The organism is Streptomyces sp. HUAS 15-9, assembly GCF_025642155.1.
Lineage (GTDB): Bacteria > Actinomycetota > Actinomycetes > Streptomycetales > Streptomycetaceae > Streptomyces.
Window position 1 is genome coordinate 8,905,196 of sequence record NZ_CP106798.1, and the last position, 22,351, is coordinate 8,927,546.

General features: G+C 68.4%; 17 protein-coding genes and 6 pseudogenes. 13 read left to right on the forward strand and 10 right to left on the reverse strand.

Annotated features, from left to right (window positions below):
* The first annotated feature begins 267 nt into the window (after nucleotides 1-267).
* The 4 genes from N8I87_RS40515 to N8I87_RS40530 all read left to right on the forward strand — a co-directional run bounded on the left by N8I87_RS40515 (nucleotide 268) and on the right by N8I87_RS40530 (nucleotide 4,980).
* Nucleotides 268-1,473, forward strand: a complete 1,206-nt coding sequence (locus N8I87_RS40515; protein ID WP_263216938.1) for an ROK family protein — start codon at nucleotides 268-270, stop codon at nucleotides 1,471-1,473.
* A gap of 200 nt (nucleotides 1,474-1,673) precedes the next feature.
* A complete protein-coding gene (locus tag N8I87_RS40520) occupies nucleotides 1,674-3,764 on the forward strand; it encodes an alpha-galactosidase D (RefSeq protein WP_263215934.1) in 2,091 nt (696 codons plus the stop codon).
* Between the two features lie 228 nt (nucleotides 3,765-3,992).
* Complete coding sequence (locus tag N8I87_RS40525) at nucleotides 3,993-4,178, forward strand: transposase (RefSeq protein ID WP_411577347.1); 186 nt, start codon at nucleotides 3,993-3,995, stop codon at nucleotides 4,176-4,178.
* A gap of 316 nt (nucleotides 4,179-4,494) precedes the next feature.
* A complete protein-coding gene (locus N8I87_RS40530; protein ID WP_317633536.1) occupies nucleotides 4,495-4,980 on the forward strand; it encodes a phosphatase PAP2 family protein in 486 nt (161 codons plus the stop codon).
* 257 nt (nucleotides 4,981-5,237) lie between these two features.
* On the opposite strand, the gene N8I87_RS40535 is transcribed toward N8I87_RS40530, so the two are convergent.
* On the reverse strand, nucleotides 5,238-5,930 hold the full coding sequence (locus tag N8I87_RS40535) for an esterase/lipase family protein (RefSeq protein ID WP_263215936.1): 693 nt from the start codon (nucleotides 5,928-5,930) through the stop codon (nucleotides 5,238-5,240).
* Between the two features lie 508 nt (nucleotides 5,931-6,438).
* On the opposite strand from N8I87_RS40535, the gene N8I87_RS40540 reads away from it, so the two are divergent.
* From N8I87_RS40540 to N8I87_RS40550, 3 genes are read left to right on the forward strand one after another with little or no spacing between them, the layout of a single operon-like run.
* The gene (locus N8I87_RS40540) at nucleotides 6,439-6,876 is read left to right on the forward strand and encodes an ATP-binding protein (protein WP_263215937.1); all 438 of its coding nucleotides are present in this window, start codon (nucleotides 6,439-6,441) and stop codon (nucleotides 6,874-6,876) included.
* Nucleotides 6,866-7,498, forward strand: coding sequence for a hypothetical protein (locus tag N8I87_RS40545; protein ID WP_263215938.1), 633 nt, complete (start codon nucleotides 6,866-6,868; stop codon nucleotides 7,496-7,498). Before N8I87_RS40540 ends, N8I87_RS40545 begins: the two co-directional genes overlap by 11 nt.
* A gap of 11 nt (nucleotides 7,499-7,509) precedes the next feature.
* Complete coding sequence (locus tag N8I87_RS40550) at nucleotides 7,510-7,659, forward strand: hypothetical protein (RefSeq protein ID WP_263215939.1); 150 nt, start codon at nucleotides 7,510-7,512, stop codon at nucleotides 7,657-7,659.
* 46 nt (nucleotides 7,660-7,705) lie between these two features.
* On the opposite strand, the gene N8I87_RS40555 is transcribed toward N8I87_RS40550, so the two are convergent.
* Nucleotides 7,706-8,233: a DinB family protein gene (locus N8I87_RS40555; RefSeq protein ID WP_263215940.1), complete on the reverse strand. Its 528-nt coding sequence runs from the start codon at nucleotides 8,231-8,233 to the stop codon at nucleotides 7,706-7,708.
* A gap of 1,151 nt (nucleotides 8,234-9,384) precedes the next feature.
* Here N8I87_RS40555 and N8I87_RS40560 point away from each other — a divergent pair.
* Together N8I87_RS40560 and N8I87_RS40565 are read left to right on the forward strand one after the other, a co-directional pair.
* On the forward strand, nucleotides 9,385-10,542 hold the full coding sequence (locus N8I87_RS40560) for a GNAT family N-acetyltransferase (RefSeq protein WP_263215941.1): 1,158 nt from the start codon (nucleotides 9,385-9,387) through the stop codon (nucleotides 10,540-10,542).
* 2 nt (nucleotides 10,543-10,544) lie between these two features.
* A complete protein-coding gene (locus N8I87_RS40565; RefSeq protein WP_263215942.1) occupies nucleotides 10,545-11,774 on the forward strand; it encodes a DegT/DnrJ/EryC1/StrS family aminotransferase in 1,230 nt (409 codons plus the stop codon).
* A gap of 1,001 nt (nucleotides 11,775-12,775) precedes the next feature.
* On the opposite strand, the gene N8I87_RS40570 is transcribed toward N8I87_RS40565, so the two are convergent.
* From N8I87_RS40570 to N8I87_RS40580, 3 genes and pseudogenes are all read right to left on the reverse strand, one after another.
* On the reverse strand, nucleotides 12,776-13,003 hold the full coding sequence (locus N8I87_RS40570) for an integrase core domain-containing protein (RefSeq protein WP_411577348.1): 228 nt from the start codon (nucleotides 13,001-13,003) through the stop codon (nucleotides 12,776-12,778).
* A 300-nt stretch (nucleotides 13,004-13,303) separates the two neighbouring features.
* Nucleotides 13,304-13,570, reverse strand: a pseudogene (locus tag N8I87_RS40575) (IS1380 family transposase); the annotation flags it as partial.
* An 8-nt stretch (nucleotides 13,571-13,578) separates the two neighbouring features.
* Nucleotides 13,579-14,625, reverse strand: a complete 1,047-nt coding sequence (locus N8I87_RS40580) for a group II intron maturase-specific domain-containing protein (RefSeq protein WP_317633572.1) — start codon at nucleotides 14,623-14,625, stop codon at nucleotides 13,579-13,581.
* Between the two features lie 114 nt (nucleotides 14,626-14,739).
* On the opposite strand from N8I87_RS40580, the gene N8I87_RS40585 reads away from it, so the two are divergent.
* Both N8I87_RS40585 and N8I87_RS40590 read left to right on the forward strand, forming a co-directional pair.
* A complete protein-coding gene (locus N8I87_RS40585; protein WP_263215944.1) occupies nucleotides 14,740-15,087 on the forward strand; it encodes a hypothetical protein in 348 nt (115 codons plus the stop codon).
* A 132-nt stretch (nucleotides 15,088-15,219) separates the two neighbouring features.
* Nucleotides 15,220-16,341, forward strand: a pseudogene (locus tag N8I87_RS40590) (recombinase family protein); the annotation flags it as partial.
* 591 nt (nucleotides 16,342-16,932) lie between these two features.
* Here the strand turns inward: N8I87_RS40590 and N8I87_RS40595 are convergent.
* The 3 genes and pseudogenes from N8I87_RS40595 to N8I87_RS40605 all read right to left on the reverse strand — a co-directional run.
* Nucleotides 16,933-17,646 (reverse strand): annotated as a pseudogene (locus N8I87_RS40595) (reverse transcriptase N-terminal domain-containing protein); the annotation flags it as partial.
* 637 nt (nucleotides 17,647-18,283) lie between these two features.
* A pseudogene (locus N8I87_RS40600) lies at nucleotides 18,284-18,881 on the reverse strand (transposase); the annotation flags it as partial.
* Nucleotides 18,882-19,031: 150 nt separating this feature from the next.
* The gene (locus tag N8I87_RS40605; RefSeq protein ID WP_263215945.1) at nucleotides 19,032-20,282 is read right to left on the reverse strand and encodes an IS701 family transposase; all 1,251 of its coding nucleotides are present in this window, start codon (nucleotides 20,280-20,282) and stop codon (nucleotides 19,032-19,034) included.
* 325 nt (nucleotides 20,283-20,607) lie between these two features.
* Here N8I87_RS40605 and N8I87_RS40610 point away from each other — a divergent pair, with 325 nt between their 5' ends.
* Entirely contained in the window at nucleotides 20,608-21,066 is a 459-nt protein-coding gene (locus N8I87_RS40610; protein WP_263215946.1) for a hypothetical protein, read from the forward strand.
* Here N8I87_RS40610 and N8I87_RS44810 read toward each other — a convergent pair.
* A pseudogene (locus N8I87_RS44810) lies at nucleotides 21,061-21,210 on the reverse strand (IS5 family transposase); the annotation flags it as partial. The gene N8I87_RS40610 and the pseudogene N8I87_RS44810 sit on opposite strands and share 6 nt — an antisense overlap.
* Nucleotides 21,211-21,240: 30 nt before the next feature.
* Nucleotides 21,241-21,486 (reverse strand): annotated as a pseudogene (locus tag N8I87_RS40620) (transposase); the annotation flags it as partial.
* 236 nt (nucleotides 21,487-21,722) lie between these two features.
* Here N8I87_RS40620 and N8I87_RS40625 point away from each other — a divergent pair.
* Complete coding sequence (locus tag N8I87_RS40625) at nucleotides 21,723-22,292, forward strand: IS110 family transposase (protein WP_263215947.1); 570 nt, start codon at nucleotides 21,723-21,725, stop codon at nucleotides 22,290-22,292.
* Nucleotides 22,293-22,351 lie beyond the last annotated feature (59 nt).

Below are 22,351 nucleotides of genomic sequence, written 5' to 3' on the forward strand. Positions count from 1 at the left end.
GTCCAGGACACACTCATGGCCCCCCGTGGGCAGATCGCCTGCTCGTTGTCCCAGTTGATGGTGAAGGCCGCCACCGCAGCGAACTCCTCGGCCCGTGCGGTCACGGCCGCCTTCCCGCCCGGCAGCTTGCCGATCTCCACTCGGCGTCCATACGGTCGTTGCCCGCGCGGCGGGCCGGGCCCACGGCGTAGTTCGTGCAGCAGCGCCGGGTTCTGGTGGGGTAATAGATTATTGACGAAGTTAATTAATCCTCGTATGGTTCTGAGCATGGCCAGGAATCGTCCGCGGGCCCCGATCACAAGCCCCGCAGCGGCAACCGTGTTCTCGACAGTGCTGACGCGGGGTCCCGTCACCCGCGTCGACGTGGCGCGGCGGACCGGGTTGTCATCGGCCGCGGTCACCAAGGCGGCGCGGCCATTCATCGAGGCCGGTTACATGGCTGAAGTGGCGGCCGAAGAACGGACCGTCCCTGGAGCCGGTCGCCCTGCCAGTCCGCTGGACATCCGCGCCGAGCGGGAGTTCTTCGTCGGTGTCAAGATCACCGGTGACGATCTCATCGGGGTGGTAACCGACCTGCGGGCCCAGGTGCACAATGCGCAACGCCACCCCCTCCAGAGCCGCGCGGTCGACTCCGTCGTGGCCGCCATCGTCAATCTTGTGCGGGCGCTGCTGGCCGAGTCACAGGAGTTCCTGGAACGCGCACACTGCCTTGGCGTGGCTGTCTCCGGCGACGTCGACCGGGCATCGGGTCAGGTCCGGTACTCGCCGTTTCTGGGCTGGCACGATGTACCGCTGGCCGAACTGCTCGAGGAGGCAACCGGCTTGATGACGACGGTTGAGAATGACGTCAAGGCGCTCACGATCGCCGAGCAGTGGTTCGGCGAGGGCATCGGCGCCTCGTCGTTCGCGCTGGTCACGGTAGGCGCTGGGATCGGCTGCGGCCTGGTGGCCAACGGCGCCCTCGTCACTGGGGCCTTCGGGGTCGCCGGCGAAATCGGACATGTGCCCGTCGCTGACGGCGGTCCGCCGTGCCATTGCGGCGGCGTCGGCTGTGTGGAGGCGATCGCCTCCACACACGCGATCGTGGCCCAAGCCCGGTTGGCCGTCGGAGAACCCGAACTGAGCATGGATCAGGCCGTGGCCCGCGCCCGGTCCGGCGAGGAGACGGTCCGACGGGTCTTCGCCCAGGCCGGTCACGCCATCGGCCTCGGCCTCGCGGCGGTCGCCAATCTCTTCGGACCGGAGCGGATTGTGGTGTCCGGAGAGGGACTGGCGGTCTACGACCTGTTTGACCAACAGATCCAGGAGAGCTTCGCCCGGCAGGCGTTCGGCAGCGCGGCCCGCTGTGGCCTCGCCATCCGTGCGCTGCCGTTCGAGGAGTGGGCACGAGGAGCGGCGGCCGTCGCCGTGCAGACGATGTTCGCCCCAGAGAGCACCAGATCACGACAGCACGCAGGGCACTTGAACACCTGAGCGCCTGAACGGTTCAGCACCTGACGCTTGCACAACCACCGGCCCCAAGGGACGGGGGCGGTTGGCGCACCGGCCGGGCGCGCGGTCCCCCCGCGCCGTCACCCGGAGCCGCCTGGCAACCGGCACATCGGGCGCGTCGGCGATCGCCCCTTTGAGCACGCGTTGCACGTACGTCTGTGTCCTTCTGTGAAGGAATAGCCATGCTCAGATCAAGCGCGATCCGGGCCTTGTCGGCCCTCCTGCTCGCTGTGGCGACTGTGCCGCTGTCCGCGGCCCTTCCCGCGGAAACACCGGTCATCGGCGCTGCCGCCGCGCACGCGGCGGACAACGGTCTGGCGCTCAGGCCTTACATGGGCTGGAGCAGCTGGAGCCAGCAGTCCAGCAGTTACCCCGGACTCAATCCCAAGGGGCGGTTCAGCTACCTCAACGAGGCCAATGTCCTCAAGCAGGCCGACGCGATGGCGGAGAAACTCAAGCCGTACGGCTACGAGTACATCAACATGGATGCCGGCTGGTGGATGGACTGGAACTGGAACCCGCAGTACGACATTCACGGGCGGCAGACCCCGGACAAGGAGAAGTTCCCGCACGGCATCAAGTACGTCGCCGAGCACGTCCACGCCAGGGGCCTCAAACTTGGCATCTACCTGCCCGTGGGTCTGGAGAAGGGCGCCTATGACAAGGGCGACTTCCTCATCGCAGGCACCACAAACTGCAGCACCCACGACATTGTCTACCCCGACCTGCGGACCACCAATGGCTGGGACAGTTCCTACAAGATCGACTTCTCCAAGCCGTGCGCGCAGAAGTACATCGACTCGCAGGCGCAGATGCTCGCCGACTGGGAGGTCGACTTCCTCAAGCTCGACGGCGTCGGCCCCGGCTCCGGCAAGACCGACGAGAACCACGACAACAGGGCTGACGTGGCAGCCATGTCGAAGGCGCTGATCAACACCGGGCGGCCGATCGTCTTCGAGACTTCGGCCTGGCCGCTGGACATCAGCGGCGTCGGGACCTGGAAGAAGTACGCCAACGCATTCCGGCCCGACACCGACGTCGAGTGCTACTGCAGCACACTCGTCACCTGGGACAACTCCGTCAAGGTTCGATGGAAGGACATCCCGCCGTGGATCGAGCACGTCAGCCGCGGCAGTTGGATGGATCTGGACTCCCTCAACGTGGGCGTCGGGGCCATGGACGGCATCAACAAGGCGGAACGCCAGTCCTACATGACCCTGTGGGCGATCGAGTCGGCCCCGCTCTACCTCGGAGACGACATCACGAGGCTCGACGCGTACGGCATGTCCCTGCTGACAAACCAAGAAGTCATCGCACAGAACCAGCAGGGTATCCCGGCCAAACCACTCAGGCAGGGCGGCAGCCAGCAGGTCTGGTATGCCAAGAACACCGACGGCACCTACACGGTCGCCCTGTTCAATCTCGGCAGTGCCACCAAAACGGTGTCCGTGAAGTGGAACGACCTCGGATTCCCCAACGCTTCCAATGTTCGGGACATGTGGAGCCGCACCGACCTCGGTTCGCAGGCCGCCGGCTTCTCCGTGTCCCTTCCGGCGCATGCCTCGCAACTACTGAAGGTCACTCCCGGCAACCTCGAAGAGGACAGGACACCACCTTCTCGCCCGGCCGGCCTGCACGCCATCGGTACCTCTGCGAGCAGCGTCTCGCTGGCGTGGAGCCCTTCTACCGACAACATGGGGGTCACTGGCTACGACGTTTACAGCGGGACCATCAAGGCAGCGTCGGTCACCGGATCCTCCGCCACCGTGACCGGCCTGACGGCCGACACCCCCTACACCTTCACGGTCGTGGCGCGCGACGCCAGGGGCAATACCTCACCGCCCTCAGTGGCCGTCACGGTAAGGACCCCGTCAACGGGGCCGGGCGGCACTGTCTACGAGGCCGAGTCCGGCACCAACGTGCTCTTCGGACGTGCCTGGGTGGCCCCTTGTGCGCCGTGCTCGGGTGGCCAGAAGGTCGGCGGCCTCTACCTTGGCGGCGCTCTCGAATTCCGAGGTGTCAGAGCGGAAAGAGCCGGCACCTACAAGATCACCGTCTCCTACACCGCAGGTGACTCCACCCGGTCGGCGAGGATCAGCGTCAACGGCGGCACCCCCTCAAATATCCGCTTTTCCGGCACAGGAGGATGGAACACTCCCGGAGTCAAGACCATCACGGTGACGCTCACGGCCGGGAACAATGCCCTCAAGTTCGACAGCGGGCCCGACGGCTACACCCCCGACCTCGACCGGATCGGGGTCGGCCCGGCCTGATCCCGTCACCGGTCGCAGCATCGGCGGGCCCGCCATGCACGGGTAGTCACCGTCCCCCGGACCGGATGGGCCTTCTCGCCTCAGCGCGCGCCCGAGACCTGGTCACCGTTCCACGCCGAGTTGGGGCACCGACGGTGGCGGGCGGTGGCGGGTCCGGGGTGAGGCGACCCCTGTGGTGTGGACATACCTGAGAATGGATCTTGATGGTCCAGGAAGGTGTAGATCCACATGGCAAGGCCCTCGAAGTACAACGCGGAGTTCCGGTCCGACGCGGTGGCGTTGTGGCGGACTTCGGCCGGTCGGTGGACGTTCAAGGACGTCGCCGCCGATCTGAATGTCAACCCCGAGACGCTGCGCACGTGGGTGCGCGAGGCAGACCGCAGCATTGACCCGCCGTCGCTGGAGTCGCGGTAATACAGGAGGGTGTCGGGGATGACGGCCTCGCCGCTGCCGAGGGGGTAGTGGACCTCGGGGATCCAGTCCAGGGGCCGGCGGGTCTTCGGGCCCACCACCCCTCTTTCCTGCAGGTTTAGGCGGCCTCCCGTCGTACACCCTCCTCGCGGCATCCGGAGGTAGGGGGAGCAGGAATGCTGCCGTCTGCTGCGCAGGGTGATCTCCACCCGATGGTCTCGGGTATGGCCCGGTGACCTCGGGATAGTTATCTGTTATGAGGCTGTTGGCGGGGTTGGGTGACGCTGACCGGTCGGTGACCAGGCGGGCGGCTTCCCGTATGTCGCCTGGGACTGCCATCGTGCTGTCGGCGGTGGAGGAGGTTGCGGAGGGCGCGAAGCTGTGGGTGGGCGCGGCCGCGGTGATGGGGTTGCTGGGCGGAGGGCGGGGCCGCAGGGCCGCGGCGGAGGGGTTGGGCGCGGTGGTGTTCAGCTGCCTGTGCAAGCAGTGGGCCGGCCGTCGTCGCCCGCCCAAGGAGTGGATCCCGCACGATGAGGTTGAGGACCGCCTGGGGTCCTCTTCGTTCCCGTCCGGGCACGCCGCCGCCGCGGTGGGATTTACGGCCGCGGTGGCGCCGTCGTGGCCGCTGGCCGGCGCGCTGTGCGCGGTCCCGGCTGCCGTGGTGGCCGTGGAGCGCGTGCAATCCGGTGCCCACTATCCCAGCGACGTTGCCGCCGGTGCCGCGATCGGGCTGATCAGTGCCTGGCTCACTCGGCATGCCTCGTGCTGGCTGATGCGGCACCGGCTGCAACCGCCGGGGTGCTGATCGTGGTGCGCACAGCTGCCTGGTGGGGCGCGGCCTTCGTGCTCCAGGGACGCGCCGCGAAGGGTGAGTCGCAGGGCGGGCAGCGGTCCCCGTCTTCGCTGGTCCCCGGCGAGTCTTTGGTCTCAGGTGCCGTCGGCCGGGCGGGCTGAGGTGTTTGTCGCGGACGGGAAGCTGGCTGGTGGCGGGGCTGTGCGGCTGGGGGCCGGCAGGGGCCGCGGTGAGCGGCGGCCGCGAACCCTGCCGGCTGGTGGGGAGGGTCAGTGGTTGATCATGTCCCGGGTCTGGGTGTAGACCGTTGCGTCGGTGAGCAGGCCGGTGTGGCTGAGGCACGCGGTCTGGGTGTTGGCCGCGCCGGTCAGAGAGACGGAGGTGTCCGGGTTGATCACCGTGTCGCAGGGCGACCACCAGGTGGCGTAACGGGGTGAGCCCGGTGTCTCGTCGCCGGAGTTGAGGGCGGCGAGGAAGCTGGAGCCGATTCGCATCTCGGTGCAGGAGGTGTCGAAGCAGCTGTTGGCGCTGTCGGTGCCGTGGTTCGGTCCTCCCAGTGACACCCAGGCGTCGACCTTGGCGGTGCCGCCTAGGTTCTTCAGGTAGTAGCGCGAGGAGAGCCCTCCCATGGAGTGGCTGACGATGTCGACCTTGGTGGCGCCGGTGGCCGCGAGGAGACGGTCGACCTCGGTGGACAGTTGCTGGGCGGTCGTGGCATTGGACTGGTGCCAGTCGTAGGACCACTGGTCGAGGTACGAGGACGGCCAGCCGTCGGTTCTGAAGCGGTCCGCCATGGTGGTCCAGTTGCTGGCGTCACCGGTGTAGCCGTGCACGAACAGGACGGGGTTGCTGGTCGAGTTGAAGGTGGAGCTGCTCGATGCCTGGGCGGGAAGGGCGGCGGCCTGCACGGCGAGAAGGGCGCCGGCCGCGGCGACGGCTGCGCTGGCAAGGGTTTTGTTCACGAGGGACTCTCGGGTGGGGTTCGGGACAGCGCTCGACGGCGCGTTCTGACAAAGGACAGCGCTGGGGCGTTTCCCGGGTCGCGGGAGCTGTGCCTACGGGCGTGCGGCGGCATGCCGAGGGGCCGGTTCGCCGTGGCCGCACGGAGGGAGAGGACACCGGTGTCATCGAGGGTGGCGTGAGCGTACTGACCGGTAGGTATTGGTGGTCAAGAGGCGTGCGCGGAAATTTTTCGACCCGGCTGATGCCGGAGTATGGCGCGCCCAACGCGGGGATGCTGCAGTACTGCGGGGAGGGGCTGGATCTAGGAGGATGGCTCCGCCTCGCTGGCAGACCACGCGGCCGACCCTCCGATGAGGCACTCCGTCACCTAACGGGCCCTGTTTCGTCGGGAGCCCGCACCTGGCCCGAAGATTCTGCGCTTGCCCAGTACCCGGCGCGGCTGCCGTCCCCGACCGAGCTGCCGTATCAGCATGGGGTGACAGTCCTGACGTTCGGGTGGAGGTTGCCGTGCGGCGCTGGAGGTGGACGGGTGTTGCGGCGTTCGCGTGTGCCCTTGGTCTTGCCGGCTGCACCACGCTCGGCGAGAGGGAGACGGCCGCGTCGAAGGCGGCCTTGCGCTTCGAGGAGAGCGTCCGGCGGGCCGACGCGAGGCATGCCTGCGCGGCGCTGGCCCCCCAGACCCGGCAGGAACTCGAGCAGTCCGCCAAGTCCCGGTGCGCCCAGGCCCTGCCCGGGTATCTGAAGTCGAGCACGATCTTGAGCACCAACGTCGGCATCGCGGACTGGGCCTCGGCCTTCGGCGACGCCACCGTCGCCGCGGTGATGCTGGACCGGCTCCTGCACCGGGCCGCGGTGGTTGGCATCGACGGCCCCTCCTACCGGCTCCGCCACCACCAGAACCACGCCGACAGCCTTCGCCAGGGAGTGAACGCCCGTGTCTCCTGAACTCGACCCCACCAGCGCGGAGTCGGCGCGGACCTGCCCCGAATGCCAGGCCGGCTTCACGGTCGACTCCGTGGCCAGCCGACGCAAGTACTGCTCGCCCACCTGCCGGGAGAAAGCCCGCTCGCACCTGCCCACCCAGCGGATCTGCCCCCAGTGCGACCAGGAGTTCACCACCACCCTCAGCCCGAGGCGCATCTTCTGCTCGCCCGAGTGCCGCACTGCCTCCCGCGAGGCCAAGACGGAGACCCGGACCTGCCCCGTCTGCGAGAACCCCTTCCAGGTCCAACGCACGGTCCGCACCATCTACTGCTCGGCCGTCTGCCGTCGCGAAGCCGAGCACCGCCGCGACCGGGCCCTGGACGAGGAACGAGCCCGCCGCCTCGGCCAAGCACCGCCAGCCGCGTTGCGGGCCCGGATCGAGCTTCCCCCTCCACCGGCGCCTCGCCCGGCCTCCCGCCAGTCCGCCGGGGTCCGTGACCCGCTGGAGCCGACCGCGACCCGCAACTGCCCGCACTGCCAGCAGCCGATCACCATCGTCGCCCTGCTGGCCACCCCCGAGGCCGCCCGGCCGACGATGCCTCACCACCGCACCGACGTCGTCCCGCTGCGGAGGACCCCATAACCGACCTGTCCATGCTCCACCAGGTCGACGAGTTGGTCACCCGCAGCCACAGCGACGGCCTCACCGCTGCCGCGCTGATCGAGCAGCACGGAAGGTTCCTGTTGGTCCACGCCGATCTCCCAGACCTGGATACACCAAAGCCCTGGGCCTTCGTCGGCTGAGCAGAGCCAGGTGCTTGCGCGGTCCTTTCGACCGCGCAAGCACGTCTCATGCCCCAGTAGCCCCATCGATCTGCTCACGAATGAGATCAGCGTGACCGTTGTGACGTGCGTATTCCTCGATCATATGCACCATGATCCAGCGCAGGGAGACTCCCTGATCGCCGACATGACCCGCTTCTTGCTCGGACAGGCGGCCGGAGTCATCCAGCGATGCGTCCGCGATCAGCTCACGGCCTCGGGCGACTTCCGCTTGCCAGGCAGCCGTCGCCTCCTCGAGTCCTCGTTCCGGCTGAAGGGCAAAGCCGTCGAGGTTGCACTCCCCGAAGACCGGCGACACGGTGAGACCTGCGAACACGCGCTGGAACCAGTTGCGCTCCACCTCGGCCATGTGCTGAACGAGACCGAGCAGCGTCACTGACGACGGTGATGCCGCAGCAAGCCGTAATTGATCATCTTTCAGCCCCGAACACTTCAGGGCGAGAGTCGCACGGTGAAAGTCCAGCCATGCTTCCAGCATGGCGCGCTCGTCGGCATGCGTGGGCGGGATAGGCCGTCCATCCGGTGTCGTATTCATGAGCTCACCCTGGCAGCAGCCGCCGTGGACCACGACCGTCTTCGCTGGCGACGAACACGCGTCTCGCACGATAACCAACAGCGTCCCTGACGGCCGTCGGGCCCTCGGCATGTCGCTGGTCGCTCCCCAGCATCCCCACTTCGTTGACCAGCGGACGAACTGAGGCGAACAGCACCCCTGGCCAATTTCGACCGTCCTCATCATGTTTGATCCGTTGCGCCGCGGGGGTTGCGCGAAGGTTTCAGGAATACCGGCGCCGTATGCCTTTGCCCCACCGTCCTTTGCCTGACCACGCCCCTTCGCCCAGCCCGCACCCGGACCGATTGCTGCGGTCACGCTTCATGGGTGTGTTCCCGGCCCGACAGGATCCTCGGGCCTGGGAAGTCGGGCCTCGCTCTACGCCGTTCGCGCTTGGTCCGGGGCGACGGCTGCTCTCCAGAAGCCGATGTCAGACAGTCGTGGCAGACGGCTGTGGGCCGAAGGCCCCTGTCCGACGGCTGTTGGGCCCAAAGCGGGGGCGCTGACAGGGGACCAGTGGGCCCTGCGGCCGTGCCTGTTCGGCCCAGGCGAGAGCGTGCGCGGCAGCACCATGCTGGCGTGTGACCGGTCCGGGGCTGCCAAAGAGCGTCGCGCCGACTGCCCGGCCACGGCTCTGTGCCGGGGCCGCATCGGCGCGTCGTGCCCACGGGTCGGTCACCAGCCGACCGCCCGGCGCCACCGGGGGACTGCGATCCGCATCGGCGTCGGCTTCCGGCATACGGACATGCCGGATCCAGGACGGACCAGCAATTCCTGCCCGCACCGGTCGGTCGAACCGGCTGTGAACCGCTGGAGCCCCATGAGCAGTCCTGCCCTCACGGCCCCATCCCAGGACGCTGCGGCCGGCGAGCCCGCAGCGGCGCGCCACGATCGCCCGGCTGCGGAACCGGCCGAACCCATGGCCGTGTTGCTCGCCGCCGCGGACGGCGACCCGAGCGACGCCGAGAGTAGCGCTACCGACCTCGTGGCGTTCTGCGACCGCGAACTCCTGCCGTACGCAGGTGCCGAGAAGCCCGTGCTCCAACCCACCGCCCGCCCGCACAAGTTGCTCCGTCCGTATGCGCAAGCACCTGAGAGACGTCCACGAACCGAGGGCGAGCGGCAGGTCTGAGATGGACATCACGATCCACGGCCTCGACGAGATGAGTCCGTCACTTCACCGCATGTGGCGCGGGGCGATGGACGACTCGCCCGAATACGCCAACCCCTTCCTGTCACCGCAGTTTGCCGTGGCGATCGCTCGACACCGACGCGGGGCGCGCGTGGCGGTCCTGCGGGAGGGCGGGGAAGCCGTCGGTTTCTTTCCGCACCAGCGCGGGTCCTTCGGCGTCGGCCGGGCGATCGGCCTCGGTCTGTCGGACTGCCAGGCACTGGTGCACCGGCCGGGGGTCACCTGGGACACCCGGGAGCTGCTGCGGGCCTGCGGGCTGTCCGTCTTCGAGTTCGATCACCTCGTCGAGGATCAGAGCCCCTTCGCGAGACACGTCACCGGAATGTTCGCCTCGCCGGTGATCGACCTGGAGCACCACGGGAGCGGCTATGTGGAGTGGCTGCGCCGCACGTCTCCTCGGCTGACCAAGTCCACGCTGGCCAAAGAGCGCCGCATGGGGCGCGACATCGGCGAGGTGCGGTTCGTCTTCGACGAGCGTGACCCGCGGATGCTGCGCCAGCTCATGCGGTGGAAGTCCGCGCAGTACCGCAGGACGGGACGGATGGACCGGTTCGCCCGGCCGTGGATCGTGCACCTGGTGGACGGCCTGTTCCATACCCGGGACGAGCACTTCAACGGTGTGCTGTCCGTGCTGTACGCCGGTGACCGGGCGGTGGCCGCGCACTTTGGGCCGAGGTCGCGCACGGTGCTGGCGGCCTGGTTTCCCGCCTACGATCCCGAGTTCCGCCGCTACTCGCCCGGGCTGATCATGCATCTGAGGTTGGCGGAGGCCGCCGACGCGAATGGGGTGAAATGCATGGATCTCGGGCGTGGTGACATGGAGTACAAGGACTGGCTCAAGACCCGAGAGCTACAAGTGGCCGAGGGGTTCGCGACCCGGGTCCATCCGGTGGCGGCCGCGCACCGGATGTGGCGCGGCCCGGTGCGCGGCCTGCGGAACACGGTTCTGGCCCATCCCGGGCTGCGGGAGCCCGCCGACCGGCTGCTGAGGACGATCGGCACGCTCCGTACGTCGGGCCTGCCGGGAACCGCCGGGCCCCGTCGAGGCGCGCCCGAGCGAACCACGTCCCGCGCACGACCCTCCGCCGGAAGCAGGTGACGATGCCGTACGGATCGCGGCTCGCCGCGACAATGACACGACGACTCGGACGCGAATGCGTCTACACGCCCTCGGCCCGGCTGGCCCTGTACCTGGCGCTGCGACGCTGGTGCCGGCCCGGTGCACGGGTGCTGATGTCCCCGCTGAACGACGACGTGATCCTCTTCGTCGTCCTCGCGGCCGCACTGCGCCCGGTACTCGCCCCCGTGTCCGTGTGGGACGGAAATATCGACCCGGCCGCCGTACCGGAGTCCACCTGGCGGAACGTGGATGCCGTCCTGACCACGAACCTGTACGGCATGCCGGACCACGTCGTCGAACTGCGCCGCCACTGCGAGGCGTTGGGAATTCCCTTGTTCGAGGACGCGGCGCACGCCATCGGCACGCACGTGGACGGGCAGCCGATCGGGACGTTCGGGAAGGCGGCGGCGTTCAGCCTGTCCAAGCATGTGGCGGGGATGGCTGGTGGCTTCCTCGCCGTCGACGACGCGCGCACCCGACGGGAGCTGGAGCTGCTGCGCGACGACCTGCTGACGCCGCGCAGCCTCGCCACCGACCTGGCCACCACGCTGCGGCCGCTGGCCCGGTCCGCCGCACACACCCTGCACCTGGTGCGACCCGTCTGGCGGACGCTGCAGCGCCTCGGGCTGCTGGAACGCGACGGCTTCCGCATGGACCTGCACGCGCCGCTACTGGCCGCCTGCGCGGGCCGGGCGCCGAGTCTGACCGCGTACGAGCCGTGGGTCAGGGTCGACCTGCACGGCTACCGTTCCCGCCACGGAAGCCTGGTCCGCGGGCAGTTGGCGCTGCGGATGGCCGGCCTGGACCGGGACCTCACCCGGCGCAGGGCCGGCGTCTCACTGCTGTCGGGCACCACATGGGCCTCCCCGGCACTGCACGAGCGGGCGGAGCACGACGGACTCCCAGCCCTCTTCCGGGTCCCGCTCCTCGTCGACGACCGCGATGCCCTGGTGGAGCGTCTGGTGCGGCACAGCGTGGTCTCCGGGTACGTCTACGACCCCCCGCTCGACGACTACGCGGGCGCCGAGTTCGTCGAACTGTCCCCCGACCCGTCGGCCGCCCGCTGGTTTGCCGCACACGTCCTTCCGGCCGATCCGCTCCTGGCCCACAGAATCGCAGGCGCCCTCACGAGAGAACGGGCGACGACCGCGCACCCCTCGGTCCCCGCCCCCGTCCCGGAAGCCACGCCACCGGCAATCCTGGGCCACTGAGGGGCACGTCAGCACGGCCCCTCACTGTGAGAACTCGGTGCGCGGCTGGTTCAAGCTGCGGCCGGGCCGCCGGTCGCAGGGGGTTCCGGGACGGGCAGCATGGTCGGCCGGGACGCCGGCTGTGCCGGTACCCGGCCCGCTGTCGAGAAATGGGCGAGCTCGCTGCTCAGGGCCCGAGATGACCGGGCTGTGCTCTGCGGCACTGGCCGGGGAGGGTGGCCGGAGCGGCCGCTGCGGGCGGGCCGAGGCCGCGGCTCTCACCCTCGGGTATGTGTGGGCAGGTGTCGCGCTGTCGGTAGCTGCCCGGCACGCCCGTGCAACACCGCCGCTCAGAAGGCCCGGGAGCCCTGGAAAAGGCCGCCCAGGGTGTGCCAGGACAGGCCGGGGTGCTCGAGGCGCAGCGCATCCAAGGCAGCGGTGGCCAGTCTGCTACTTCTCCATGGTGTAGGGCCACTCGACCCACCCGAGCCACAAGCGTGACGTCACCCGCGCCCCGGGTATGTTCGAAGCCACTGGGCGAGCGCAAGGATCGGCGCGGAGCGGAACGAGCACACCGACACGCGCACCGCGCTGCGCAATGGGCAGCGGGGGCATCTGGTGCCCGCAGACGCGGCAGTGGATGTACCATCGGCCGTCGGTGCGGACCAGGCCGTACGCGTCGCATTCGGGGCAGGGGCGCGGCGCGGGTCCCGGGTTGAACTGGCCGCTTACCAAGGAGAGTTGCAGGCCTGCTGGGCAGGGAGCAAACGGCAGACGATCTTGAGCTCTGACAACCGCACCTGAGCAGCACGAGTACACGATCAACGACTCACGCCAGCCCTGTGACCACTGACTTCAAGATGGTGGATCTTCGGCGAATCTGCACAACGAATGCGCAACCGGGGGCAAGGCGCGCGCTGGTTCTGTACAAGGGCTCGCCGCTCTGTTGGTGCGGAGCGTCCTGTTCGCAATCGCGGTGGCAATACCAGTTGAGGCGTCCCCCGGTGTGTGGACACGGGGGTTCATGCTGCGAGTGTGATTCTACGTTCTCTTTGATGCCGCTGTTCGAACTCGGCAGGCGACAGGTAGTTGAGGGCGCTGTGGCGCCTTGTTGTGTTGTAGTAGGTGAGCCACTGGAAGATCTCCAGCCGTGCCTGACGCATCGTTGTGAACGGCGTGGTGCATCGTCTCCCTCTTGAGGCCCTGCCAGAACGACTCGGCGAGGGCGTTGATGCCCCTATAGATGTCAAGTAGCGGTATCGGGAGTGCCCATGGGCTCGGATGCGGGGCCACCCGCTCGATACTGGTCATTGCCTGGCACCTGATCAACGACCCGGACGCCTCTTACCAGGAACTCGGCGCCGACTGGCATCAACGCCACCTCAACCCCGCCCGCAGGACCCGTGATCTCGTCCGCCAGCTCCAGGCTCTCGGCCACCAGGTCACTCTCGAACCCGTAACAGCCTGACCGACCCCACTCGATCCGACATCCGGTCCGCAAGCGGCCCCGGATGCTGCCGCCTGCCCTCCCGAAGATCGATTTTCCGTTCAACGGCCTGGTGGATGGCATCTGTGATGGTCATGCCGACCGAGTAGGTCAGCCACCGGCCGCGGGCGGACAGCCAGTTGAGGAACTCGTAGGTTCCTCCGCCCGAGTCGGTGCGGATGAGCGTCTGCCGTCCCCGTCGGTACTTCTTCGGCAGTTGCTTCAGGGCGAGCCGGGAGGCTTCGATATGGTCCGCGGCGGCATTGTCGGGTAGCCCCAGCGCATTGCTGCGCCGGGGCCCCCTCAGAACCGTGCGTGCCTGCTTTCCAGGCACACGGCTCAAGCAAGTCCCGCGGGCTCGCGGGCAGGCAGAGTTGCTGGTCCCGGTGCGCGGGCGGCAATACGTCGTCGCGCGCAGTGGGCGTGCATGAGGCAGCGTGCGGTGTCGTCCGGTGGGCTGCCGTCCTCGGTGGCGAGCGCCGTGCGGCGGATCGCCTTGCGGACGGCGGTGAGCCACTGCTCCCACTCGGTGGGACTTTGCGGCTCTTGATCAGCGTGCAGCAGCAGAGTGCCGCAGCCGGGACAGCGGCCGTGCTGCGCGTGTAGCAGCCGCAGCACGAACCGCCCCAGCGGGGGCTTTCGCCGCCGTCGACGATCGGCCCAGGAGCCGGTCAGAGCGGGATCGTCCGGAGACGCTCTGCCCTTCACCAGCCGATGCCGGACAATCTTCGTCCAGGAGAACTTCACCAGGAAGCGGCCGGTGTCCCGGTCGCCGAACACCCAGCGATCCCGCCTGGTCGGGTGGAACGCGCCGAAGTACCGGGCCACGACCCAGCGTTTCGACTTGTTCGGGTGCGCCCGCAGTCCCCACCGGTAGGTGAGCCGCCACACGTAGTGATCCAGAGAGGAGAAGATCTCCTTGGACACCCCGGTGCGGTAGTAGGCCGCCCAGCCCCGGATCACGGGGTTGAGCTTGTTGATCACCGCTTCAGCGTTGGCCCCGTGCAGGGCCTCGACCTCAGCGGCGAGCCTGCTGCGAATGCGCCGCACGGCTGCCTTGCTGGGCTTGGTCAGCAGCTTGCCGTTGCGATAGCGGCGGACGTTGAACCCGAGGAAATCGAAGCCCTCTTCAAGGCGGACGACGCGCGTCTTGTCCTCGTTGAAGGTCAGTCCCCTCGGCGCCAGCCACACCGCGAGCTGCTGCTTGACCTGCCGGGCCTGCTCCTCGCTGACGCACAAGGCCACCAGATCGTCGGCGTAGCGGATCACCACGGGGGTGCCCGGCTCCGACTTACCCGCGTGCCTCATCCCGTCAGGGAAGTACCGGACCCCGGCGGCTTCCTCCAGCCCGTGCAAGGCGACGTTCAACAGCGTCGGGCTGGCCACGCCCCCAACACAATGGGCAACTTCTGCTTCGAAGTGACGCTCAGCTACCGGCGGTTGGAGAAGCTGCCGTGTACGGAGAGTAGGCCTTGTCGTGATGGGTAGTACATTCATGACATGGTGCGCGGGGAGCGTGTCGACGGCATCGAGTACGCCCGGCGGGTCAATACCGCCGCTGACCTGGTCGCGGCGGGGCTGTCCGCCCTTGCCGCCGCGCGTGTGCTGGCCGGCCGGTACGAGGTGTCGGTGCGCCAGGCACGCCGGTATGTGGAGCAGGCCATGGCTGCAGGCCGCGTCGAAGTCCCCGAAGCGAACGTCGTGTTCACCGTCAAGCTGCCCGGCTCGCTGGCCGAGCGGGCGCGGGCCCATGCCCGCGCGGGTGATGCCACCTTGTCGTCTGTGGTGGCGCGGGCCCTGGCGGAGTTCCTTCAGCGGGAGGACCTGGGGAAACGTCCCGGGCCATGAGCGAGCGGGCACTCGAGCTGGAGTGTGTCTTCTCCCGTCACACGGACGCGGACCTGTCGGCGGCCTATGCCGTCCTGGTGCCCCCGCGCCGTTCCCGTTTGCGAGCGCCTCGAAGCGAAGGAGGGCCGCGCGATGACCAGTGCGGCGATCTATGCCAGGGTCTCCTCGGCCCGGCAGAAGAAGGACCAGACGATCGGATCGCAGACCGCGGCCCTGCGTGCCCACGCCGCCGCGCTGCAACTTGAACTGCCCGAGGAGTGGGTCTTCGAGGACGAGGGACACTCCGGTGCCACCTTGATCCGTCCTGGTCCGGAGCGACTGCGGGACCTTGTCGCGCAAGTCGGCGTGGATGTGGTGCTGTGCTATGCGCCGGACCGGCTGGCCCGCAAGTTCGCCTACCAGGCCCTGCTGATTGAGGAGTTCGCCCGCGCGGGAACCCGTGTGGAGTTCGTCCGCGGGCCGCGTGGTGACAGCCCCGAGGACCAGCTGCTCGTCCAGTTCCAGGGCATGTTCGCCGAGTACGAGAAGGCCCAGCTCATGGAACGCTACCGGCGCGGCAAGACCTACCGGGCCAAAGCCGGGTCCGTCAACGTCCTGGCCGGCGCCCCGTTCGGCTACCGCTACCTGCGCAAATCCCCCGAGTGCGGGGCCTCTTACGAGATCGTCGAGCACGAAGCCGCGCTGGTGGCCGAGCTGTTTCGCCGCTACGCCGACGAGGGCGCCTCCCTCGCCGACCTGACCCGCTGGCTGAGCGAGTCCGGCACCCTGACCCGCACCGGCAAGACGCGCTGGGACCGCAGCGTCGTCTGGGGCATGCTCCGCAACCCCGCCTACGCGGGCCGCGCCGTCTTCGGCAAGACCCGGCTCGTCCATGAGCCCCCGTCCCTCAACCGCGTCGCGCGCCTGCAGGGCCGCACCACCCCGCGCCCGGTCAAGGCCGTCGACCGCCCCCACGAGGAGTGGATCACCATCCCCGTCCCCGCGATCATCGACCAGCCCGCCTTCGAGCGCGTCGCCCAACGCCTCGCGGACAACAAGAAGTTCGCCTCCCGCAACAGCAAGGTCCCTTCCCTGCTGCAGGGCATCATCGCCTGCGCGACCTGCGGATACGGCTACTACCGCAGCCACACCACGACGAGTGCCAACAACAAGATCTACTACTACCGGTGCCTGGGCTCCGACGATTACCGCTACGAAGGCGGCCGCATCTGCGCCAGCAAGCCGGTCCGCGCCGACCTCCTCGACGCCCTCGTCTGGGACCACATCACCGCCCTGCTCGCCGACCCGCACCTGATCCGGACCGAGATCGACCAGCGCCTCGAACGCGCCCGCACCTCGGACCCGGCCACCCGCCAACGCGCCCGGACCGAACTCGCCCTGTCCAAAGCGAACATGGCGATCACCCGGATGATCGAAGCCTTCCAGGAACAGCTGATCACCATCGACGAACTCCGCGCCTGGATGCCCGACCTGCGCGCCCGCGAGGCCGGCCTGCGCAGCCAGCTCGACGCACTCGACTCCCAGCTCGCCGACCGCGACGCCTACCTCCAACTCGCCGCCAGCCTCGAAGGCTTCCTCGCCCAGCTCCGCAGCAACGCCGCGGTGGCCGGGGTGTCCCAGCGCCAGCGCGTGTTGCGCCTGCTGGTCCAGGACATCCTCATCGGCCCCGAAAAGATCACCATCCGGCACCGCATCCCGGTCAGGAAGAAGACCACCCAGAGCGACCAGAGCCACGACGCCGCCGACACCGAGGGTGACATGCGCCCGAGTTATCCATTGTGTTGGGGGCGTGACCACCCCGCCTTGTGGAGTCCCCTCCTCGGTCGGGGTGAGCTGTTCCCGCTCGACCACGCCCGCCTTCAGCCACTGCCTGATCTGTTCCCGCGCGGGGAACGTGCCGAGCTGGCGGAGAAGGTGCCCATGGTCGATGCGGTCGAACGCCGCTGCCAGGTCCGCGTCGAGAATCCACCGGCGGTGCGGGTTCTTGCCCCCGACCGCATTGAAGATCGCCTCGATGGCGTCGTGGCAGCCACGGCCGGGCCGAAAGCCGTACGACTTCGGCTCGAACCGTGCCTCCCACTCGGGTTCCAGCGCGTTGAGGGCCCGCGCCTGGAGAGCGCGATCAACGATCACCGGAATGCCGAGCGGGCGCTGTTTCTTCCCTCCTGCCTTGGGGATATACACCCGCCTGACCGGCCGGGACTTCCAGGAACCGGAGGATCGCTGCATCCAGTCAGCCAGTTCGGCCTTGCCCTGGGGCAGCAGCACCACCTTCCCGTCGATCCCGGCGGTCGTGCGGCCAGCGTTGATCTCCGTGACCCGGCGCACGCTGAGCAGCGTGTTGGCACGGGAGCGGAGCATCAGCTTCTGCAGATTGCGGACCCTTTTCAGGTCCCCTGCCTGCGATGCCGTGAAGATGCGCTGCCGAAGTCGCCGTACGTCGTCCTCAGCCTGCTGCCAGTCGACGGCCAGCCAGTCGGTGATCTCGTCCTCGGGTCCGTTCACCGCGGCCGTGGCCACGGCGTCTAACTTGTCCCTTGGTTCCGGTGCTTCGAGCATCTGGTCTCCACAGACTCACCTGGCCCACGTCGGTACCCTTTCGGGTTCGGGCATGTGCCCGTATCCGGCCGGTTATGCGGGGCGATCGGCGGAGGGCCGAACATGTTGCCCCGTCTTCCCGCTGCCTTTCGGCCGCCGGCGTTTGCTTCTTGGGCCATCCTGTTCCCGCCCGGGGACTGGGCCTTGCTCGCGGTCGGCTCACCGCCCGGTCGCCCGGGCGGACCCCGTCGGGGTTTGCACGTTCCACACAGTTGAGACGCGACCGGGGTGGGCGCCCCCTATACCCCGGGGACGGCGGTGTCCTCCCGGTCGGCGGCAACCTGTCCGACCGGCACCTGCCGCTTCTCAGCGGCCAGTCCCTGCACTCCGCTGGAGACTTCCGTCTGGCGGAGCCCAAACGTGACGAGGCATCATCAGGGGTTCACTCGCGTTCACCCGTCCGGTCTTCCCCTTGCCTGTGGCCCCCGGACGGATCGGGGACCCTTGGGCGTCTTCTTCGAGCTCCGCACCCCACCGTTGCCAGTGACGCACGTCGAAGCGGGGACGGGCCTTGGACACTGGCCCGGATCTACACCCTCGACATCGGTCAACCCTCCGATCGATGTGATCACTCAAACTGTGCGACCTCGTGTCGCACGCTGCCCGCGTTCCCGGGCCGGAGCAGGGCGGCAACCGGCTCCCCGGGTCCGCCCCGGCCGTGGTCGACGAACCCCATCAGCGGATGGTGGCCGAAGGTCTTCTTCCAGGTCGCGGCCGCATCCTGCTTCTCGGAATGCGCGATCACGAGCACTCCGTCCAGGTCCACGACCACCTGCCCGGCGGCGTCCGGCGCAGCCTCACCGGCCAACGTCCATACATCTTCGCGGACTTGAGCGCGGTCCCTGCCGCAGCGCGGCCAGCGCACGCTTCCCGCCCGCTGCCAGTGTGTCGACCAGCCAGGACACCGCCGGATCGGAGGCCACCGGCCCGAACACCGACGGCTCGGCCCGCAGCATGCCCACGTCCGCCAGACAGTCCCCGCCCAGCGCGATCGCGAGCGCCACATCCAGCAGAACCTTGCCCGGATCATGCACCGCCCGCGGCCTGCGTCACGGCGCCAACGCCGCCGATATCGCCCTGTCCAGGCCGGTCTTGCGGATCGTCTCCACCAGCAGCACACCACCGGCCTGGGAGACCACCCCGCGACCACCGCCCTCGACACGGACACGCGGGTACAACCCGATAGTCTTCTTCACCTGGAGAGTGCTTCTTTCATGTGACGACCTGGACCCTAGTAGGGCTTGGTCATCTTGCTATCGGTGCGGGTATGTCGCGGCGGCAGGTGGGGCAGGCGCCGGTCCAGAGGGCGAGGAGTGTCTGCAGTTCTCGGACGATCTGGTAGAGGCTCAGGCCGCCGCTGTGTCTTTTGGGGTGCGAGCCATGCGCCTGAGGGTGCAGAAGGCATGGGCGGCGGATACGAGGGTGACATGGTGGTGCCAGCCGCCCCAGGTGCGGCCTTCGAAGTGGGCAAGTCCCAGGGCCTGTTTCATCTCCCGGTAGTCGTGCTCGATGCGCCAGCGCAGCTTGGTCAGCCGCACCAGGGTGGCCAGTGGCATGCCGGAGGGCAGGCTGGACAGCCAGAACTGCACCGGCTCGCTCTCGGTGGCGGGCCATTCGGCCAGCAGCCAGCGTTCAGGCAGCTCGGGAGCGTCCGTGGTCTTGCGTAGGCCCCGTCCGGCGGGCCGGACCCTGAGGGCGACGAACCGCGAGTACATGCGCTTGAAGCCGTTTCGGCCCGTGCCCGGCCGGGAGCCTACCCGCCAGGAAACCGGCCGTGCAGCCGCCCGGCCGGCCGCGATGACCAGGTCTTTCACCGTCTGCGCAGGGTCGGGGTACTGCGCTTTCGGTGGCCGGCCGGTGCCCGCGTAGGGGGGCTGGACGGGCCGGGCGTCGGCCGGATGGGCGGTGTGGCGGCAGGAGATCCCGACCGCATAGGGCAGGCTGCGTTCCTCCAGCCCCAGACGGAAGGCGGCGGCATCGCCGTATCCGGCATCCGCCACGACCAAGGGGACATCGACGCCCCACGACCGGGTTTCGTCGATCATGTCCAGGGCCAGCTGCCGCTTCTCCACATGCCCCACCTGGGCGGGGATGCCGCAACGGCCGCGGCGGGCGACCTTGGCCGCATCCGCCTGTCCAGAGGCCGGATCCCATGAAGCGGGCACGAACAGCCGCCAGTTCACTGCGGCCGAGGCCTGCTCACGGGCCAGGTGCAGCGACACTCCCACCTGGCAGTTGGTGACCTTGCCCGCGGTGCCGGTGTACTGCCGCGACACACACGCGGACGCGTCCCCGTCCTTGAGGAAGCCGGTGTCGTCAACGATCAGCGCCTCCGGACCGATCGCCTCGTGCATCCTCCAGGCCAGCCGGGCCCGCACATGGGCCGCATCCCACGGGCTGGAGGTGATGAAGTGCGCCAGCGCCTGCCGGTTGCCGTCCTCGCCGAGGCGGGCTGCCATCGGCTCCACCGACTTACGCCGCCCGTCCAGCAGCAGCCCTCGCACATACGCCTGTCCCCACCGCCGCTGGTCCGCACGGAAGAACCCGTCGAACAACTCCGCCGCGAACGCCTCCAGGTCCCCCCGGGCCTCGGTCATCTCCTCAGGTGTCACACCACGACAACGCCACCCACGAGGCAACAGACACGCCACTCAGGAGTGAAGATGACCAAGCCCTACTAGGCCGTGTATCGAAAACGCTGTTCGCGGTGCTCATCGGTGGCTGCGGGCAGTGCTGGATGCACGAGCTGGGGGCCGTAGGCGCCACCTCTCCAGTCGCAGAGTTGAACACGTTCAACGAGTCTGACAAGGTATCTCTCCACGGCCCACTCCTATCGGTTGACGGATGTGGGCTGAGGGTGGGAGGCCCAGGATGGCGGGTGGAAGCAGGCTGCGTGCGTGGGGGGCCGCTCTCGGTGGCTTGATGGTGGTTTTGACTGCTCTGACTGCGTGCGCCGGCCCCTATCAGTACTACGCGGGAACAGGGATCCACGACACCACGGCGGCCGAAGTCGCTGGGGGCTGGGAAAACGTCGAGGGGACCCGCGTGGCGCTCCGCAAAGACGGAACAGCTCTTTTCGAAAGGCTCGACGGGCAGGACTTCGACTTCGAGGACGGCTGGCGCCTCTCCGGTACGGGAACGTGGCAACTGACTGACGGCGACGGCGGACAGGTCGTCCGACTCGCGCTGACAGCCCGGACCCGAGTGGAGAGCCGTTCCCCCGCAACGGCCATTGACACCTCGACTCCTGAACCCCCATCGACATACGCGTGGTCCTTCTATGTGGACCGCGATCAGCACGACGAGTTGAAGCTGTTCTTCTTCTACGGCGATCCCGACATCGGGAACACATACGTGATGACGCGTGAGACAGGGTCATAGCCATTCGTTGATCGCTGCGACCAGCACGGTCGCCTCGTAGCGGACCGCGAGCTTGTCGTAGCGCGTGGCGACAGCGCGGTTCCTCTTGAGGCGGTTGATCCCGCACTCGACCGCATGGCGCTCGCGGTAGTCGACCGGGTCGAAGGGTCATGTCCCTCGTCGTGGTGTTGGGGATCAACTGGGGGGCGTATTCGGGGTGTTGGGTAGTGCGGGGGTGCTTTCGGGGAGTTCGCGGTAGATCTCGCCCATGCTGCCTTCGGGGAGGTAGCGGCGGGGAAAGGCGATCCATTCGTCGTGCATCTCGAAGAGCACGGCGGTGACCAGCCGGATGAGCGCGTCGTCGTTGGGGAAGACCTGAACGACGTCGATCCTGCGCTTGATCTCCCGGTTCACTCGCTCCAGCGGGTTGGTACCCGGTATGAAAGTACTGGGCGCCGCTTGCCTGGTGACCGGGCCGGGTTCACGGCCGTACGGTGCAAGCGCCGGGACAGGGGCGTCTGGGGGAACCAGTATGGGCAGGCCGGTCTCAATCGATGGGCTGCGAGCCCGCGTTAGTAGTTGGCCGCCCCTGCGACTTTCCTGGCTGCGCCGTGAGCGCGAATCCGTAGGTGTCGTTCTGCCCGGCGGTCCCCGCACGAGGTCGAGAGGAAAGGGCGATGGGACGCTGCATCGGGATGGACATCCATCGCGACTTCGCTCAGGTCGCGGTGGTGGAGAACGGGCTGCTGAGGGACGAGGGCCGGCTGGACTGCCGCCCGCGGCAGCTTCGGGAGTGGGCGCAGTCGCTGCGCCCTGACGACGAGATCGCCCTGGAGGCGACCGCGAACTCGGCGGCGATAGCGGTATTGCTGGAGCAGCATGTCGCCCGCGTGGTGATCTCCAATCCGGTCAAGACCCGGGCGATCGCCGAGGCGAAGGTCAAGACGGACAAGGTGGACGCGCGGATCCTGGCGCAGCTGCTGGCCGCGGACTTCCTGCCGGGCACCTGGCTGCCGGATGAGCGCACCCGGATGCTGCGCAGGGTCACCATGCGGCGCGCGCATCTCGTGCGCCAGTGCACCCGCGCGAAGAACCAGATCCACGCTGTGCTCCACCGCAACCTGCTGCCCCGCCCGCCGGTCTCCGACCTGTTCGGGCGGGCCGGCCGGGCCTGGCTGGCCACGCAGCCACTGCCCGCCGACGAACAGCACACGGTGCAGGCGCTGCTGCGACAGTTGGACTTCTAGCAGGACGAACTCGCCGCTGTCGAGCGGGAACTGGCCGCCGATGCACTCGGCGACCCGAT

Excerpts from the sequence above, each read along its gene's own strand:
- N8I87_RS40515 (WP_263216938.1), top strand. The coding sequence starts at position 268 with ATGGCCAGGAATCGTCCGCGGGCCCCGATCACAAGCCCCGCAGCGGCA.
- N8I87_RS40520 (WP_263215934.1), top strand. The coding sequence starts at position 1,674 with ATGCTCAGATCAAGCGCGATCCGGGCCTTGTCGGCCCTCCTGCTCGCT.
- N8I87_RS40525 (WP_411577347.1), top strand. The coding sequence starts at position 3,993 with ATGGCAAGGCCCTCGAAGTACAACGCGGAGTTCCGGTCCGACGCGGTG.
- N8I87_RS40530 (WP_317633536.1), top strand. The coding sequence starts at position 4,495 with ATGTCGCCTGGGACTGCCATCGTGCTGTCGGCGGTGGAGGAGGTTGCG.
- N8I87_RS40550 (WP_263215939.1), top strand. The coding sequence starts at position 7,510 with ATGCTCCACCAGGTCGACGAGTTGGTCACCCGCAGCCACAGCGACGGC.
- N8I87_RS40555 (WP_263215940.1), bottom strand. The coding sequence starts at position 8,233 with ATGAATACGACACCGGATGGACGGCCTATCCCGCCCACGCATGCCGAC.
- N8I87_RS40560 (WP_263215941.1), top strand. The coding sequence starts at position 9,385 with ATGGACATCACGATCCACGGCCTCGACGAGATGAGTCCGTCACTTCAC.
- N8I87_RS40565 (WP_263215942.1), top strand. The coding sequence starts at position 10,545 with ATGCCGTACGGATCGCGGCTCGCCGCGACAATGACACGACGACTCGGA.
- N8I87_RS40585 (WP_263215944.1), top strand. The coding sequence starts at position 14,740 with ATGGTGCGCGGGGAGCGTGTCGACGGCATCGAGTACGCCCGGCGGGTC.
- N8I87_RS40605 (WP_263215945.1), bottom strand. The coding sequence starts at position 20,282 with ATGACCGAGGCCCGGGGGGACCTGGAGGCGTTCGCGGCGGAGTTGTTC.
- N8I87_RS40610 (WP_263215946.1), top strand. The coding sequence starts at position 20,608 with ATGGTGGTTTTGACTGCTCTGACTGCGTGCGCCGGCCCCTATCAGTAC.
- N8I87_RS40625 (WP_263215947.1), top strand. The coding sequence starts at position 21,723 with ATGGGACGCTGCATCGGGATGGACATCCATCGCGACTTCGCTCAGGTC.